This window comes from Thermohalobaculum sediminis, assembly GCF_023487995.1.
Lineage (GTDB): Bacteria > Pseudomonadota > Alphaproteobacteria > Rhodobacterales > Rhodobacteraceae > Thermohalobaculum > Thermohalobaculum sediminis.
Genome location: NZ_JAMFKN010000001.1, coordinates 767,999 through 784,911, shown reverse-complemented (window position 1 = coordinate 784,911; position 16,913 = coordinate 767,999). Strand labels below are relative to the sequence as shown.

General features: G+C 70.8%; 14 protein-coding genes. 10 read left to right on the top strand and 4 right to left on the bottom strand.

Features of this window, described 5'->3' with window-relative positions; genetic code table 11:
• The first annotated feature begins 17 nt into the window (after positions 1-17).
• On the top strand, positions 18-1,316 hold the full coding sequence (locus tag M1105_RS03745) for a sulfite oxidase (RefSeq protein ID WP_249578998.1): 1,299 nt from the start codon (positions 18-20) through the stop codon (positions 1,314-1,316).
• Positions 1,317-1,373: 57 nt separating this feature from the next.
• Positions 1,374-1,679: an aldehyde dehydrogenase gene (locus M1105_RS03740; RefSeq protein ID WP_249578997.1), complete on the top strand. Its 306-nt coding sequence runs from the start codon at positions 1,374-1,376 to the stop codon at positions 1,677-1,679.
• 21 nt (positions 1,680-1,700) lie between these two features.
• On the opposite strand, the gene M1105_RS03735 is transcribed toward M1105_RS03740, so the two are convergent.
• Positions 1,701-2,498 carry an anti-sigma factor gene (locus M1105_RS03735; RefSeq protein WP_249578996.1) on the bottom strand — a complete coding sequence of 266 codons (798 nt, stop codon included), beginning with the start codon at positions 2,496-2,498 and terminating at the stop codon, positions 1,701-1,703.
• A 13-nt stretch (positions 2,499-2,511) separates the two neighbouring features.
• Positions 2,512-3,015 (bottom strand): RNA polymerase sigma factor, encoded by a 504-nt coding sequence (locus tag M1105_RS03730; RefSeq protein ID WP_249578995.1) that lies wholly within the window; start codon positions 3,013-3,015, stop codon positions 2,512-2,514.
• A 205-nt stretch (positions 3,016-3,220) separates the two neighbouring features.
• On the opposite strand from M1105_RS03730, the gene M1105_RS03725 reads away from it, so the two are divergent.
• Positions 3,221-3,745, top strand: a complete 525-nt coding sequence (locus M1105_RS03725; RefSeq protein ID WP_249578994.1) for a hypothetical protein — start codon at positions 3,221-3,223, stop codon at positions 3,743-3,745.
• Between the two features lie 50 nt (positions 3,746-3,795).
• Here the strand turns inward: M1105_RS03725 and ppk2 are convergent, their stop codons facing one another.
• Positions 3,796-4,632, bottom strand: a complete 837-nt coding sequence (gene ppk2, locus M1105_RS03720) for a polyphosphate kinase 2 (protein WP_249578993.1) — start codon at positions 4,630-4,632, stop codon at positions 3,796-3,798.
• A gap of 336 nt (positions 4,633-4,968) precedes the next feature.
• On the opposite strand from ppk2, the gene M1105_RS03715 reads away from it, so the two are divergent.
• From M1105_RS03715 to M1105_RS03685, 7 genes are all read left to right on the top strand, one after another.
• On the top strand, positions 4,969-6,120 hold the full coding sequence (locus tag M1105_RS03715; RefSeq protein ID WP_249578992.1) for an efflux RND transporter periplasmic adaptor subunit: 1,152 nt from the start codon (positions 4,969-4,971) through the stop codon (positions 6,118-6,120).
• Between the two features lie 3 nt (positions 6,121-6,123).
• A complete protein-coding gene (locus M1105_RS03710) occupies positions 6,124-9,288 on the top strand; it encodes an efflux RND transporter permease subunit (protein WP_249578991.1) in 3,165 nt (1,054 codons plus the stop codon).
• A 76-nt stretch (positions 9,289-9,364) separates the two neighbouring features.
• Entirely contained in the window at positions 9,365-10,639 is a 1,275-nt protein-coding gene (locus M1105_RS03705) for a patatin-like phospholipase family protein (RefSeq protein ID WP_249578990.1), read from the top strand.
• Complete coding sequence (locus M1105_RS20775; RefSeq protein ID WP_249578989.1) at positions 10,603-12,807, top strand: mechanosensitive ion channel family protein; 2,205 nt, start codon at positions 10,603-10,605, stop codon at positions 12,805-12,807. Before M1105_RS03705 ends, M1105_RS20775 begins: the two co-directional genes overlap by 37 nt.
• A 46-nt stretch (positions 12,808-12,853) precedes the next feature.
• The gene (locus M1105_RS03695; protein ID WP_249578988.1) at positions 12,854-13,978 is read left to right on the top strand and encodes an AI-2E family transporter; all 1,125 of its coding nucleotides are present in this window, start codon (positions 12,854-12,856) and stop codon (positions 13,976-13,978) included.
• A gap of 156 nt (positions 13,979-14,134) precedes the next feature.
• Complete coding sequence (locus M1105_RS03690; protein ID WP_264759457.1) at positions 14,135-15,094, top strand: phosphate acetyltransferase; 960 nt, start codon at positions 14,135-14,137, stop codon at positions 15,092-15,094.
• The gene (locus tag M1105_RS03685) at positions 15,091-16,284 is read left to right on the top strand and encodes an acetate/propionate family kinase (protein ID WP_249578987.1); all 1,194 of its coding nucleotides are present in this window, start codon (positions 15,091-15,093) and stop codon (positions 16,282-16,284) included. Before M1105_RS03690 ends, M1105_RS03685 begins: the two co-directional genes overlap by 4 nt.
• A gap of 58 nt (positions 16,285-16,342) precedes the next feature.
• Here the strand turns inward: M1105_RS03685 and M1105_RS03680 are convergent, their stop codons facing one another.
• Positions 16,343-16,762 (bottom strand): c-type cytochrome, encoded by a 420-nt coding sequence (locus tag M1105_RS03680; protein ID WP_249578986.1) that lies wholly within the window; start codon positions 16,760-16,762, stop codon positions 16,343-16,345.
• Positions 16,763-16,913 lie beyond the last annotated feature (151 nt).

Genomic DNA, 16,913 nt, shown 5'->3' with positions numbered 1-16,913 from the left:
AGAAAGGGGAGGAGTTCATGCCTAGGGATCAGGATCGCGCCGGGGACGGCCTCCACGACTTCTTCGAGCGAGACCCCGAGGGCGCCGACCGCGCCTTCTTCGGACGCGTGGCCCACGCGGACCGGCGCGGCTTCCTGCGCGGCGCGGGGCTCGCGACGATGGCGGCCATGGTGGGCGCGAACATCCCGTTCCACCGCAACATGCCGGCGGGGCTGGTGCCGGCGGCCTTCGCCTCCGAGAACGTGCTGATGGGCAAGGACGGCCTCACCCTGTTCAACGACCGGCCAGTGAACGCCGAGACCCCGGCGCACCTGCTGGATGACGCGATCACGCCGACCGCGCGGCACTTCATCCGCAATAATGGCGCGCTTCCCGCCGAGATGGACCCCGCCGCCTGGCAGGTGACCATCGACGGCGAGGTCGAGAACCCGATGACCCTGAGCATCGACGATCTCAGGAACCAGTTCGAGGTCGTCACCATGGCGCTGGTGATCGAATGCGGCGGCAACGGGCGCGCCTTCTTCGACCCGCCCGCCTCGGGCAACCAGTGGACGGTCGGCGCCGTCGGCTGCGCCAACTGGACCGGCGTGCGGCTGAAGGACGTGCTGACCAAGGCGGGCCTCAAGTCGAGCGCCGTCTACACAGGGCACGAGGGGGCCGACACGCATCTTTCGGGCGATGCGTCCAAGGCTCCCATCTCGCGCGGCGTGCCCATCGACAAGGCGATGACCGACAACGTGCTGATCGCCTTCGAGATGAATGGCGACGCGATCCACCCGATGAACGGCGCGCCGCTCCGGCTCGTGGTGCCCGGCTGGCCCGGCTCGTGCTCGCAGAAATGGCTCACCCGCGTCTGGGTGCGCGACAAGGTGCATGACGGCGAGAAGATGGGCGGCTCGTCCTACCGCCTGCCGAACCGGCCCGTGGCGCCGGGCGAGGAGGTCGCGAAGGAGGACTACGTGATCCTCGAGCGGATGCCGGTCAAGTCGGTCATCACCTTCCCCGAGAACAACGCGACTGTCGGGGCGGAAACCGAGGTGCGCGGCCACGCCTGGGTCGGCGACCGGACCATCGAAGCGCTCGACATCTCGATCGACTTCGGGGCGACGTGGCAGAAGGCCAATCTCGACGCGCCGGTGAATTCGGGCGCTTGGCAGAACTGGCGGGCCAGTGTCGGCTTCCCGCAGGCGGGCTACTACGAGATCTGGGCGCGCGCGACCGACAGCGAGGGCGTGATGCAGCCCTTCCGCATCGACTGGAACCCCAAGGGCTACGCCAACAACATGATGCACCGCGTCGCCGTGCGCGTTGGCTGAACCGAGCCGGGGGCGTCCGCGCGCCGCCCCTGCCATCCATCCCGACCGGAAGATGCCATGATCCGAACGACCGCCGCCGCGCTTGCCGGCGTTTGCCTCCTTGCCTCCGCCGCCGCCGCCGGCGAGTTCGGCGCCTTCGTCGATGGCGAGGGCGCGGAGGAGACGTTCTACGCTTGCACCGCCTGCCATTCCGAGCTTCTGGTGGTCCAGCAGGGCCTCACGCGCGAGCGGTGGGACGCGCTGATCGACTGGATGATCGAGGAGCAGGGGATGTCCGAACTCGACCCCGACGAGCGCGAGACGATCCTCGATTACCTCTCGACCCACTACAACACCGACCGCCCGAACTACCCCCTGAAGTGAACCCGCGCGGGGGGTCTGCGCTCAGACGCAGGGGCGCGCGGTCTCGGTCGCGCTGGCGAGGGCGAGGCGCTGCGGCGCGCTCTCGGCCGGGTGCAGGCTCTCGGATCTCAGATAGTCTGCGATCGCGGCGAAGCGGGCGGCGTCCATGCCTGTGGCGATGACGTGGAAGCCGATGCGCCCCGAGGTCCATCGCGCGGTCAGCCCGGCCTCGGTCGCGCCGGTGGCGATCGCGTCCCCCAGCGCGGCGGCGATGGTCAGCCGGCAGCCGTTCGGGCCGCGGTAATGCATCGCCACGAGGTCGCGCCCGTTCGCCCGCATGTCGCGCACGTCCACCAGCGTGAGGCGCGAGGGCGCAAGGTCGAAGGCCTCGAGGTCGCCCATGCTGCCCGTCGAGATCGTCCCCACGGGCTCGGCCCGCCGCAGCGCATAGGCGCGGGCCGAGAAGCCAGCATGGATCTGTGCGAGCGTGCTTGCCGCGTCGCCTGCCATCTCGCCCGTCATCGGGGCGTTGGCGTCGCCGGCCCCCCCGATCACCGCCGCGCCGATCGCCGCGCCGATCACCAGCGCCACGCATGCCGCAGCCAGCGCAGGCAGCGCCCGCCGCCCCGGCCGCCTGGCGGGCACCTCGGGCTCGGCCGCCACGGGCCGCGGCGCGAGCAGCGAGAGCCCGGCCTTGACCTTCTGCACCTCGGTCAGCGCCGCCGCGAGGGCGGGCTCGGTGGTGAGGCGCCGCGCCACGCGCTCGCGCTCGACCGGGCTCAGCGCGCCGTCGGCGTAGCCGTTGATCAGTTCCCAATCGCACTCGTCGGGCGTCGCCATCACGCGGGCTCGTCTACTCTCGTCTGCGGAGCGGCCGGATGTTCGACTCGCCCAGCTTCTCGGCCATCGACCGGCGCGCACGGCTCACGCGGCTCATCACCGTGCCGGGCGGGACGCCGATCACCATCGCCGCTTCTGCATAGCTCAGGCCCAGCACGTCAATGAGACACAGGATCTCACGCTCGCGCGGGTTCAGCTTCTCGAAGGCCTGCCGCACCACCAGCGCCTCGACGGCGTCGGCCGGCCGTGGCGGGCTCTCCCGGGATAAACGCGCCTGCTCGCGGCGGTATTCCATTCGGACCCTTAGTTTTCTGAGGTCGTCGAGGAAGAGGTTCTTCACGACGCGGAAGGCCCAGGGCCGCAACTCCGAGCGCGCAGCCGGCACATGTGGCGATTGCAGCGCGCGCAGCATCGCATCCTGCACCAGATCCTCGGCCGCGGTCGCGTCCAGCGTCAGGCTCTGGGCATAGGCCAGCAGCTCGCCCCGCAGTGCCGCCAATGCCCGATCCCTGCGCATGGCCCCTCTTGCGCCGCTCGGGCGGCGCGATCCGCCGTGCCGCCAGCCTGCGACGGATTGAAGCAGAAAGGCGGCGCTGCGACAACCGCGACGGGTGCCGGCGGGCAGTCGGGTCGATGCGAGGCGTTGTCAGCCGATGCCGGACGTGCATCAATACCCTGGTCCGCGCGGAGGGCCGGCTAGGCTGAGGCGACGTGGCTATTCAGTGTCGCGGGGCCTTCGGGAACCGGACGGGCGCGCGAGCGAAGGAGCCGCCACCACCAGCAACGACAAGACCAACCGGCCTCAGGGCACCGTCCCGAGCGCCGACGATCTGCGTCGGATCCTTCTCGAGAAGGAGCTCGAGGAGATGAACCGCCGCGACAAGGCGCGCGTCGCCGAGGAGAAGAAGCGGGCCGAGTTCATCTCGAAGTTCATGACCGAGCACGTGACCGAGGATGAGCGCGCCCTGATCCGCCGCCTCGTGATGAATGCCGTCAAGGACGGCAAGATGGAGGCGATGGTCTACAGCTTCCCCGCGCGGCTCTGCACCGACGGGGGACGCGCGATCAACAACGGCGACCGCGAATGGCCCGAAACCCTTCAGGGCAAGGCGAGGGAGCTCTACGATCGCTACGAGAACGCCGTGAAGCCGCAGGGCTACCGGCTGAAGGCGATGGTGATCAATTTCCCGGACGACGTGCCCGGCGATGTCGGCCTGTTCCTGAGCTGGGCGCCCGAGCATTTCTGACGCCCGCCGGGCCGACCTCGCCGATGCCGGCTGCCCGGGGCTCGGCCTGCTCAGAAACGCTGGGGAATCGTGCTGCCCTTGAAGCTGTGCTCGCCCATGCCCTTGGGCCGCTTCTGGCGCTTGCCGAGTCGGGGCTTCTCGAAGTCGACCCTCTCGTAAGGGATCGAGTCGAGGAGGTGCGAGATGCAGTTGAGCCGCGCCCGCTTCTTGTCGTCGGACGGGACGATCCACCATGGTGCGTGGTCGGAATGGCTCATCGCGATCATCTCGTCATAGGCGGCGGTATAGTCCCACCAGCGGCGATAGGATTCGAGGTCCATCGGGCTCAGCTTCCACTGCCGCAGGGGGTCCTCGATGCGCTGCCGGAACCGGCGCTCCTGCTCCTCCTCGCTGACCAAGAGGAAATATTTCAGCAGGATGATGCCCGCCTCGACGATCGCGGCCTCGAACCGCGGAATCAGTTCCAGGAAGCGCGTCGCCTGACGCTCGGTGCAATAGCCCATCACCCGCTCGACGCCGGGGCGGTTGTACCAGCTGCGGTCGAAGATGACGATCTCGCCGGCGGCCGGAAGATGCGCGATGTAGCGCTGCATGTAGATCTGGCTCTTCTCGCGATCGCTCGGCGCTGGCAGGGCGACGACGCGGAACACGCGCGGGCTGACGCGCTCGGTGAGCCGCTTGATGATGCCGCCCTTTCCGGCGGCGTCGCGACCCTCGAAGATCACGACGACGCGCGCGCCCGTCTTCTTCACCCAGGCCTGCAGATGGGCTAGCTCGACCTGCAGTGCTTCGAGTTCGCGCCGGTAGCCGAGCGGTTCTCCCGGCGGCGCGGCATCCTGCGGATCGGAACGCTCCCGCGTCGCCCGGTCGTTGCGCTTCTTCCCCATCGGCTCCCCCCTTTCCACGTTCGGCCGATCACCGTGCCGCAGGCCGTGCCGATGTCCTGCACGCGTCGTCCGACTTCACGCTGCTTTTGCGATTCGCGGAAGGCGTCGCGCGCGAGGTGGCGGTTCCGCTCCCCGGCGCCGGTCCGTCGCGACGGCGCGTCTTGACCGTGGCGCCCTTGGGGCATGGCACGCCGATGGGCGTGGCCTGGCCGACGCCCCGGCCGTTCGGCCGGCGGCATTCCGGTGCAAGACGACTGTGGAACGGAGGCCTGAAATGGAAGTATGAAGGGCCTAGACGCCTTTGAGTTGAAGAGTCGTGGCCTGCGGGGGAATTTGATGGGCAGGCATATCGAGGGGAGCCTTCTGATGGAGATCTGCCACCGCGCAACGGCGCTTGCCGCATGGCTCATCGCCACCACGCTGCTGGGACATGCGGCGCTGGCGCAGACGGCTCTTCCGCCGGCGGCTGTTCCGGTCGTGACGTCGGCGGTCTCGCTCAAGCCCGTGTCGCGGGCAATTTCGGTGACGGGTCGGGTCGAGGCGATCGACCGGGTCGAGATCCGGGCGCGGGTGCATGGCTTCCTCGACGAGGTCGCCTTCACGGAAGGGCAGACGGTGCGCGAGGGCGACATGCTCTACCGCATCGAGCGCGACCTGTTCGAGGCGGATGTGCGCCAGGCCGAGGGCGTGCTGGCGCAGGCCCGGGCGGCCAAGACGCTGGCCGACATCGAGCTGGAGCGCGCCGAGCAGTTGCTCGCCCGCGAGGTCGGGACCGAGCAGCAGCGCGACATCGCCAAAGCGGGCGCCGACCGCGCCTCGGGCGCGGTGGCGCAGGCCGAGGCGGCCCTCGCGACGGCCCGGATAAATCTCGGCTACACCAGCATTCTCGCCCCCGTCGCCGGGCGGATCGGCCGCACGGCGGTGACCAAGGGGGCGGTCGTCGGGCCCGACTCGGGGGTGCTCGCCGTGGTGGTGAGCGAGGACCCGATGCACGTGGCCTTCCCGGTGAGCGCGCGCCTGTTCCTGCGGGAGGACACGGCCGACCGCGTCGAACCCTCGCAGGTCCGCGTCAGGCTTCGGCTCCTCGACGGCACCTACCATGCGCATGAGGGACGGATCGACTTCGTCGACGTTTCGGTCGACCAGACGACTGACACGGTGCTGGCGCGCTCGACAATCGCGAACCCCGACCGGGCGCTGATCGACGGGCAGCTCGTGACCGTCGATCTCGAGGCCGCGAACCCGGTCGAGAAGGCGGTGGTGCCGCAGGCCGCCCTGCTCGCCGACCAGGGCGGGGTCTATGTCTTCATCGTCGAGGACGGCAAGGCGGCGGTCCGGCGCGTGCGGACCGGCAAGACCATCGGCGCCGAGATCGCCATCGACGAGGGGCTGAGCGCGGGCGAGCAGGTCATCGTGCAGGGCATAGAGCGCCTGCGCCCGGGCGTGCCGGTGCAGGCCGCGCCCGCGGTCTCGGAACGGGCGGACTGAGCCATGCTGTCCTCGATCTTCGTCGACCGCCCGCGCTTCGCCATCGTCATCGCCATCGTCACGACGGTCGCGGGGTGGCTTGCGCTCGTCTCGATTCCGGTGGCGCAGTATCCCGACATCATCCCGCCGCAGGTCTCGGTCACGACGACCTATCCGGGCGCCTCGGCGGCGGTCGTCGAGGCGACCGTCGCCCAGCCGATCGAGGCGCAGGTCGTCGGCGTCGACAAGTCGATCTACATGAAGAGCGTCTCGGGCGACGACGGCAGCTACACGCTGACGGTCTCGTTCGAGCTCGGCACCGATCCGGACATCAACGCGGTCAACGTCAACAACCGCGTGCAGGTCGCGCTCTCCAAGCTGCCCGAGGAGGTCCGTCGCAACGGCGTGACGGTGAAGAAGAAGTCCTCGGCGCTCCTGGGCGTGGTCGCGCTGTCCTCGCCGAACGGCAGGTACGATCCGCTGTTCATCTCGAACTACGCCACCATCAACCTGCTCGACGCGATCCGCTCGACGCCTGGCGTGGGCGACGCGAACCTGTGGGCGGCGCAGGACTACGCCATGCGGGTGTGGGTCGCGACCGACCGGCTGACCGGGCTCGGGCTGACCACGGGCGACCTGATCGCGGCGCTGCAGTCGCAGAACGTGCAGGCGGCAGTGGGGCGGATCGGCGCGCGGCCGATCTCGGACGACCAGCGCCTGCAGCTCAATCTCCAGACCAAGGGGCGCCTGACCTCGGTCGATGAGTTCGAGAACGTGGTCCTGCGCGCCAACCCCGACGGCTCGGTGCTCAGGCTCGGCGATGTCGGCCGGGTGGAACTGGGCGCGGCCAATCTCGACCGCGACACGCTGCTCGACGGCAAGCCCGCGGCGGCGATTGCGCTCTACCAGAACCCCGGCGACAACGCTCTGGCGACGCTCGACGCCGTCAAGGCGAAGATGGCCGAGGCGGCCACCCGCTTCCCCGAGGATCTCGCGTGGGAGATCACCTACGACCCCACGGTCTTCGTCACCGAGACCATCCACGAGGTGCAGAAGACGCTGGTCGAGGCCTTCATCCTCGTCGTTCTCGTGGTGTTCCTGTTCCTCGGTTCGCTCCGGGCCACGCTCATCCCGACCATCGCGGTGCCGGTGAGCCTGATCGGCGCCTTCATCGTGCTGAACGCGATGGGGTATTCGGCCAACTCGGTCTCGCTTCTGGCGGTGGTGCTCGCCATCGGCATCGTGGTCGACGACGCCATCGTCGTGGTCGAGAACGTCGAGCGCGTGATGGAGGAGCGGCCCGAGCTCTCGCTCCCCGACGCGACCAAGCTCGCGATGCGCGAGATCACCGCGCCGATCATCGCGATCACGCTGGTGCTGCTGTCGGTGTTCGTGCCGATCGCCTTCATCCCCGGCATCTCGGGCGAGCTGTTCCGCCAGTTCGCCGTCACCGTCTCGGCGGCGATGGTGCTCTCGGCGATCAACGCGCTGACGCTGTCGCCGGCGCTTTGCGCGGTGATGCTCAGCCGCCACCACGGCCCGCGCAAGGGGCCGGTCGGATGGGTGATGCGCTCGATCGACCGGGTGCGCGACGCCTATGGCGCGGTGGTGGCGCGGCTGGTGCGGATTTCGATCATCGGCCTCGTGATGGTCGCCGCCGCCAGCGTCGGAACCTGGGGAATGCTGAAGGTCACGCCCACGGGCTTCCTGCCGGAGGACGACCAGGGCGCGTTCTTCGTCGTCGCCAAGCTGCCCGACGGGGCCTCGGTCTCGCGCACCGCCGAGGTGATGGCCGAGGTGCAGGCGATCCTCGACCAGGAGGAGGCGGTCGCCCGTGTCACCACGGTGGTGGGCCTCAACTTCATCGACAGCTACTCCGAGGCGAGTTCGGCCTTCTCGGTGGTCACGCTCGCGCCCTTCGCCGAGCGTCTCGAGGGCGGGCAGGGCGTGCAGGACATCATGGCCCGCGTCGCGCCGCGCTTCCGCGAGATCCGGGGGGCCAATGTCGCCCCGCTCGCGCCGCCGCCGATCATCGGCCTCGGCACCGGCGGCGGCTTTACCTACATGCTGAAGGACCTGCGCGGCCGCGACTCGGCCGAGATGGCGCAGACGCTGCGCGGCCTCCTGGTCGCGGCAAACCAGAACCCCGACCTCGACCGCGTGTTCAGCACCTTCTCGGCCACCAACCCGTCGATTCACCTCGAAATCGACCGCGACAAGGCCGAGATCCTGGGCGTCGGCATCGGCGACCTCTTCCAGGCGCTGCAGGCCTCGCTGGGTGGCTACTACGTCAACGACACGAACCTGTTCGGCCGCACCTGGCAGGTGCAGGTGCAGGCCGAGGCCGCCGACCGCTCGGGGCTCGACGACATCTACCGCATCAACGTGCGCAACCGCGACGGCCAGATGATCCCGCTGCGCAGCCTCGTAGAGGCGCGCGTCGTGGTCGGGCCGCCGGCGCTGATCCGCTACAACAACACCCGCGCGGTGACGATCCTGGGCGCGCCGGCGCCGGGGATCTCGTCGGGCGGGGCGCTGGCGGCGATGGAGGCGGTGGCGGCCGAGACCCTGCCCGACGGCTTTGCCGGCGAGTGGACCGACACCGCCTTCCAGGAGAAGCGGGCCGAGGGGGCGCTGCCGATCATCCTCGGGCTTGCCGTGCTCTTCGCCTTCCTGTTCCTAGTCGCGCTCTACGAGAGCTGGACGATCCCGATCCCGGTGATGCTGTCGGTGTCGATCGGCGTGCTGGGCTCGATCGGCGCACTCCTCGTCACCCGGCTGCCGCTCGACCTCTACGGGCAGATCGGCCTCGTGGTGCTGATCGCGCTCGCGGCCAAGAACGGCATCCTGATCGTCGAGTTCGCCAAGGAGCAGCGCGAGCGCGGCGTGGCCCTCCTCGAGGCCGCGGCCGAGGGCGCGCGGCTGCGCTTCCGGCCGGTGATGATGACCTCGCTCGCCTTCGTCCTCGGCCTCCTGCCACTTGTCGTGGCCGAGGGCGCCTCCGAGCTTGCCCGCCGCGCCGTCGGCACGCCGGTGTTCGGCGGCATGATCCTCGCTTCGGTCGTCGGCATCTTCGCGATCCCGCCGCTCTACGTCACCTTCCAGTGGCTGCGCGAACGCGTCAGGCCCGGCGCGAGGCCTAAACCCGCGACACATCGCGAGGAGGCTGCCCATGCAACCGCCGAGTGAGGCGCCGTGGGGCGCTCGCGGCCCGAAGTCCGGCAGGACGCAACGCGCCGCAGCGCATCCAGAGGTGGAGGCCCAGATGCAGACAGCCGCGCGCCACATAGGCGGGTGGGGCGGGGGGCCGGTCCGGCCGCTCCTGCTGATCCTGGCGTTGTTACTGGGCGCCTGCACCACCGTGCTGGCGCGCAACCCCGTCCCCGAGGACGAGACGACGATCGCCGCGCCATACGGCATCGACGCGGGCGGCAGGATCCTGCGCGACTGGGGCGACGACCTCGTGCCGGGGTCTGGCAATCGCATCGTCGCGCGCTGGGCCGAACTCGCCCGCGTCAAGTATGCCGACGAGATCGCCCGGGGCGGCCCAATCCGCGAGGTGAGCCTCGCCCTGTCGGGCGGCGGGCCCGACGGCGCCTTCGGGGCGGGGCTTCTGAAAGGCTGGACCGAACGCGGCGACCGGCCCGAGTTCACCGTGGTGACGGGAATCTCGACCGGGGCGATCATCGCGCTCTTCGCCTTCCTTGGCCCCGACTACGATGACGAGTTGACCGAGATCTACACGACCTACCAGACGAGCGACCTGCTGCGGCGGACGATCTTCGCCGGCCTCACGGGCGGCACCGCGCTCACCGACACGCGCGGCTACCGGGCGCTGATCGAGCGCTATGTTGACGACGATGTGGTCGCCCACCTTGGCGCCGAGGCGCGGCGCGGCCGCGTGCTGCTGATCGGCACGACCAATCTCGACGCCGCACGACCGGTGATCTGGAACATTGCGGGCATTGCCGCGACCGGGGACCCGAACGCGAAGCGGCTGATCCACGACGTCATCCAGGCGTCGTCGGCGATCCCCGCCGCGTTCCCTCCGGTGCTGATCCCGGTCGAGGGCAGCGACGGCCGCCGCTATGACGAGATGCATGTCGACGGAGGCGCCACCCAGCAGGTGATGTTCTTCAGCCCCAAGGTGCCGATGCGCCAGATCGACGCGGCGGTGGGCGTGCCCTTCGAGCGCACGCTCTACGTCGTGATCAACAACAAGCTGAGGAAGCCCTATGACCCGGTGCGCCCGCGCCTCATCCCGATCGCCGGGACGGCGGTATCGAGCCTGCTCGGCGGCGCGGGGACGGGCGATATCTACAAGATCTTCGCGATCGCCGTGCGCGACGGGATCGACCTCAACGTGCTCGCCATCCCCCCGGAGTTCGACCGCGAGCCGGACGAGCCCTTCGATCCGGTCTACATGAAGGCGCTCTACGACCTGGGCCGCGACTACGGGCGCGCGGGTGACCGCTGGTCGCCGGCACCACCCGATTTCGCGCCGTGGCCCGCGCCTCCCTCGGGCGCCGGCGGCTCGTGACCCGGGCGGTGGGGATCCGGGCCCGGCTGCGCGGCGTCGTGGCGGGCGTCGCGCTCCTGCTCGCCGCGGTGCTCGCCGGCGCTCCCGCCGCAGCCCGCGGGGAGGGGACGCAAGCCCCGACCCCCGACGCCATCGCCCGGATCGTCGCGGCGGCGCAGGACGCGGGCGTGCCGCTGGTGGTTGTCGGCGCGCCGCCGCCCGCACCGGCCGCCGAGCCGCCGCCCGTGGGGCTGGCCGAGCGCGCCGCGCGTCTCTCCAAGGCGATCGGCGACCGACTCGAGCGCGATGCCGAGGACCTCGCCGATGCGCCCGAGACGATGCCCGCCCTGCTCGCGCGCCTCTCGGGCGAGCCCGGCGCGGACTGGGTCTGGCGGGCGTTGGCCGTCGTCGCCGTGACCCTGCTCGCCGGGATTCTGATCGAGCGCCTCGCCGCCGCGCGTCTCATGCCCGCGCTGCTGGGCGATCCCCCTGCGGGCGATGCCGGGCGCAGCGCGCGCCTGCGCTTCGCGCTGGGGCGCGCGGCGATCCTCGCCGGGGCGGCGGTGGCGGGGCTCGGCGCCGCCTTCCTCCTCGCCGCGATCGCCGTGCGCCACGCGCCGGCACAGGTGCAGATCGTGATGTCGGCCTTCGAAGTCGCGATCCTGATCCGCGCGACCCTCCTGTTCTTCCGCGTCACGCTCGCCCCATACGAGCCGGCCGCCCGGCTGCTGGCGGTGGAGGACGGCCTTGCCTTGAGGGCATACCGGGGTGTCGTCCTCGGCGCGGTCGGCACGGGCATGCTGGCCGTGGTCTCCGCCTGGCTCGACCGGATCGAGGCGCCTGGCGGTCTCGCCGACCTCGCGGCGACGGTGGTGTCGGCGATGGCCGCGCTGGTCCTGGGTCGCGCGGCCTGGCGGCTCAGGCATGTCGAGGCGGTGCCCGGCCGTGCGCCGCTGATCCCTTGGCTCGCGCGGTCCTGGCCGCAGCTTGCTGTCCTCTACCTGATCGTCGCCGTCGCCGCGACCGTGGGCGGCCGGCTCTCCGGGGTGCGCACCGAGGGGCTGATCATTGCGCCCATCTCGGCGGCGATGCTGGCGGCGCTGCTCTATTCCCTCTCGCTCCTCGTCGTCGACCGCGCCTTCCCGCCAACAGCCGAGGACGCGGCGCTGCCCTCGTTCCGGGTGTGGGCCGAGCGCTCGGTCCTCGCGCTCGCCGGGATGACGGCGGCCGGAATCCTCCTCGACGCCTGGGGCGCTGGCCCCTTCGAGGCGGACGGGCAGCTGCGTCCCGTATTTACCATCCTCATCGTGCTGGTGGTGGCCTGGATCGGCTGGTCCGCGATCCGCACCGCATTCGACCGGCGCCTCGCGCTCGAGCGAGCGGCCGCCGGACCGGTGAACGAGGATGCCGACGAGGGTGGCGCGGGAGGCACGCGGATCGAGACGATCCTGCCGCTGTTCCGCAACGCCATCCTGATCGCCATCGGCGTCATCGCGGCGATGGTCATGCTGTCGGCGGTGGGTGTCGACGTGGCGCCGCTGTTCGCGGGGGCGGGGCTCGTCGGCATCGCCGTGGGCTTCGGGGCGCAGACGCTGGTGCGGGACATCTTCTCGGGCGTGTTCTTCCTGATCGACGACGCCTTCCGCGTCGGCGAATACATCGACACGGGCGGCGCCAAGGGGACAGTCGAGCGCATCTCGATCCGCTCGATGCAGCTTCGCCACCACACCGGGCCGCTGCACACCATCCCGTTCGGCGAGATCCACCAACTCACCAACTTCTCGCGCGACTGGGTGATCATGAAGCTGCCGATCCGCGTGCGCTTCGGCACCGACACCGAGCGGGTGCGCAAGCTGGTCAAGAAGCTGGGGCAGGAGCTGCTGGCCGATCCCGTCATCGGCGCGAAGTTCGTCGAGCCGCTGAAATCCCAGGGCGTCTACCAGATGGACGAGTATGGCATCGTCATGCGCGTCAAGTTCAAGACGCGGCCCGGCGACCAGTTCGCCGTGCGCAAGGTGGTCTACCAGAAGATCAACGAGCTGTTCGAGCGCGAGGGCATTGCCTTCGGCGGCCGCGAGGTCGTCGTGCGCTCGGCCGATGGCGGGCCGGCCGGTGCCGGCGCGTCGCCGGCCGACCTCGCCGCGGCGGGCGCGGCCGACGCGGCGGCGGGAGGAGTTGGGTCGCGCTGACGGGACCGGCCGCCAGCCGGCCGCCGAACGCAAGGGGAGCGTGCAGGTGCAGGACGAGATCGGAAGGCATCGACGCGTGGTCCGCGACGCGGTCGACATCTACGTGACGCTGGGGCTGATCACGCTTTTCGTCTGGCTCTCGGCGAAGGTGGTGGCGCCCTTCGTCTCGATCCTCGTGTGGTCGATGATCCTGGCGGTGGCGCTCTATCCCGCCTTCGTCTGGATCAAGGACCGGATGGGCGGCCGCAGCGGGCTGGCGGCCACGGCGCTGGCGGTGCTCGGCCTCGTGCTGCTGATCGGCCCGACGGTCGTCATCGCCGACTCGATCATCGGCTCGACCATCGAGCTGGCCGAACGGCTCCGCGGCGAGACGCTCGACGTGCCGCCGCCGGACCCGTCGGTCCGCGACTGGCCGATCGTCGGCAACATGGTCTTCGGCTTCTGGTCGTCCGCCCATGCCGACCTTTCCTCGACGGCCGAGCATTTCGCGCCGCAGATCCGCGAGTTCGCGACCTTCCTGCTCGGGGTGGGGGCGGGGCTCGCGCGCGGCGTGCTGGAGTTCGCGGTCTCGGTCGTGCTCGCGGCGGTGGCGCTCGGCTATGCGGGCGGCCTTGGCGACATCAGCGGCCGGATGGCCGAGCGGGTCGCCTCGGGCCGCGGCCGGATGTTCCTCGATACCGCCAAGGCGACGATCCGCAACGTCTCGCGCGGGGTGATCGGCGTCGCGATCATCCAGGGGGGACTGGCCGCCGGCGGCATGATCGCGATCGGCCTCCCATTCGCGGGGCTGGTGGCGGCGATCGCCATCGCCGCCGCGGTCGTCCAGCTGCCCGCGCTCGCGATCCTGCCGACCATCATCTATGTCTGGACGGCCGAGCCCACGCTGCCCGCGGCGCTCTACACCGCCTACATGGTTCCGGTGATGCTGAGCGACAACTTCCTCAAGCCGATCCTGATGGCGCGGGGGCTGGCCACGCCGATGATCGTCATCCTGATCGGCGTCATCGGCGGCACGCTCAGCTCGGGACTGACCGGCCTCTTCATCGGCCCCGTCATCCTCGCGGTGTTCTACGAGATGTTCCGCGTCTGGATCGCCGATGTCGCCGTCCCGCGCGATGCCGCGGCAGGGACGGCCGGCGACCCGGCGGGCGGCTCGCCCTCGGCCGGTTGAGAAAGATCAAGTCGCTCCGCGCGCAGGCCGCTAGACTGCCCGCCGGGCGCGCGGTCGCGGGCGATCGCATCCGCCGCGTGCGGCGCTCGGCCGGGCGGGGCAGGGGCGCCCGGTTTGATCCGTCCGAGAGGCCAGCCGAGAGGACACGCGACCGCCATGACGAACGACGCCATCGCCGCGACGCCGCGGTCGAAATACGATCGCCTGATCGCCTCGGCCCGCGCGGCCACGCCCGCGCTCACCGTGGTGGTGCATCCCTGCGACGAGCCCTCGCTGCGGGGCGCGGTCGAGGCCGCGGGGCTTGGCCTGATCCGGCCGATCCTGGTGGGGCCCGAGGCCCGCATCCGGGCGGTCGCGGGCGAGCATGGGATCGACCTCGACGGCCACGAGATCGTCGACGCGCCGCACAGCCACGCCGCCGCCGCGCGGGCCGTGGCGATGGTCCGCGAGGGCCGGGGCGAGCTCGTGATGAAGGGCAGCCTGCACACCGACGAACTGATGCACGAGGTCGCCGCCTCGGCCACCGGGCTCAGGACCGAGCGGCGCATCAGCCATGTCTTCGTGATGGACGTCCCCGGCCACGCGGAGACGCTGTTCATCACCGACGCCGCGGTCAACATCTTCCCCGACCTCGACGCCAAGCGCGACATCGTGCAGAACGCGATCGACCTCTGGCGCGGCATCGGGCTGGGCGAGCCGAAGGTCGCGATCCTCTCGGCGGTCGAGACGGTGACGACCAAGATCCCCTCGACCATCGAGGCGGCGGCGCTGTGCAAGATGGCCGAGCGCGGGCAGATCACCGGCGGCCTCCTCGAGGGCCCGCTCGCCTTCGACAACGCCGTGGACCCGGAGGCCGCGCGCATCAAGGGCATCGCGGGGCCGGTCGCGGGGCATGCCCAGATCCTCGTCGTGCCCGACCTCGAGGCCGGCAACATGCTGGCGAAGAACCTGACCTTCCTCGCCCATGCCGACGCGGCCGGCATCGTGATGGGCGCGCGGGTGCCGATCGTGCTGACCTCGCGGGCCGACAGCGTGCGCTCGCGGCTTGCGTCCTGCGCGGTGGCGACGCTCTACGCGGCGTCGCGGCGGAAGGTGGCGGCGGTGCAGGCGGAATGAGCGTGGAGGCGATCCTCGTCATCAATGCCGGCTCGTCGAGCCTCAAGTTCCAGGTCTTCGGCCTCGTCGACGGCGCCCTCGCGCGCCACCTGCGCGGCGAGGTCGAGGGCATCGGCTTGCGCCCGCGCCTGCGGGTCACCGACGCGCAAGGCGGCGTGCTGGCCGAGCGCGGCTTCGATGCGGCCGCCATCCCGGACCTGCCCGCGGCCATCGCCGAGATGCGCGGCTGGCTCGGCGCGCGTGGCGGGTTCCGGCTGCGCGCGGTCGGCCACCGGGTGGTGCATGGCGGGCCGGACCATGCGTGCCCCGTGCTGATCGACGCTGCCGTGCTCGAGCGGCTCGCGCAGTATCAGGACCTCGCGCCGCTGCACCAGCCGAACAACCTCGCGCCGATCCGGCTGGCGATGGAGATCGAGCCCTCGCTGCCGCAGGTCGCCTGCTTCGACACGGCCTTCCACCGCGGCCACGCGCTGCATGCGGATGTCTATGCGCTGCCCCGGGCGTTCTACGACCAGGGCATCCGGCGCTACGGCTTCCACGGGCTCTCCTACGAATACATCGCCGGGCGGCTGCGCGAGATCGCGCCCGAAGCCGCGCGGGGCCGGGTGATCGTCGCGCATCTGGGCAGCGGCGCCTCGATGTGCGCGCTCGCCGACGGGCGCAGCGTCGAGAGCACGATGGGCTTCACCGCGCTCGACGGGCTGCCGATGGGCACCCGGCCGGGCCAGCTCGACCCGGGCGTGGTGCTGCACCTGGTGATGCAGCGCGGCATGGCGCCCGGCGCGGTCAACGATCTGCTCTACCGCGGCGCGGGGCTCAAGGGTCTCTCGGGCGTCTCGAGCGACATGCGCGACCTCATGGCCAGCGCCGAGCCGGGGGCGCGGCTCGCGATCGACCATTTCGTGCACCGCGTCGGGCTCAACGCGGGCATGCTCGCGGCCGCGCTCGGCGGTCTCGACGCCTTCGTCTTCACGGCGGGGGTGGGCGAGAATGCGCCCCGGATCCGCGCCCGCATCGCCGAGCGCCTCGGCTGGCTCGGCGCCGGGCTCGACGCCGCCGCGAACGAGGCCGGGCAGACCGTCATCTCGACCCGCGAGAGCCGCGTCGCCCTCTACGTCATCCCCACCGACGAGGAGCTGATGATCGCCCGCCATACCCTCGCGCTCACCGGCGCCGCGATCGCGTCGTGAAGCGGTGCTCCGGGCAAGGCGGGCCGGTCGCGGGATGGGCGCGAGCGTCGCGCCGGGGTCACTTCTGCACGCGTTCGAGGTAGCGGATGAGGGTGAGGATGCGGTCGGTCACCACGTCCTCGGCTGCGAGTGGCCGGCGTTGCGGATCGGTGGCGTGCTGCGCTTCCGACTTGAAGCGGGAGCCCCAGACGGGCATCGCCCGCGTGCCATGGGCGGCAACCTCGACGCGCCCGTCGATCACCCTGTATGCATGCTCGAATGGAAAGGTGCCGCCATTGCGCTTTGCGAGGGTCGTCAGGTCGGGCGGCGCGACCTTCAGGAGCCAGGACAACGGCCCGTCGCCGGTCGCACGCTCGCCATGACAGACGGCACAGTGCTCGATGTAGTCCTCCGCGCCCGCAGGTGGCGCCGCCTGCTCGGCAAGGCACGGGGTGGCAATCGCCAGACTACAAAAAATCGCATGAACCCCGGCTTTCATCGCTGATCTCCTCACCGGCTGGATGTTGTCCAGACAGCGTAGCCGAAGATGCCCGGGCTGGGAAATTCGGGCAATCGGCGAGCGTGCCGGCATGCGGCGAGCGCCGATCTCCGCGCGCGAGGCCGCACCGCCCGGGGACCGGCAACCGGCC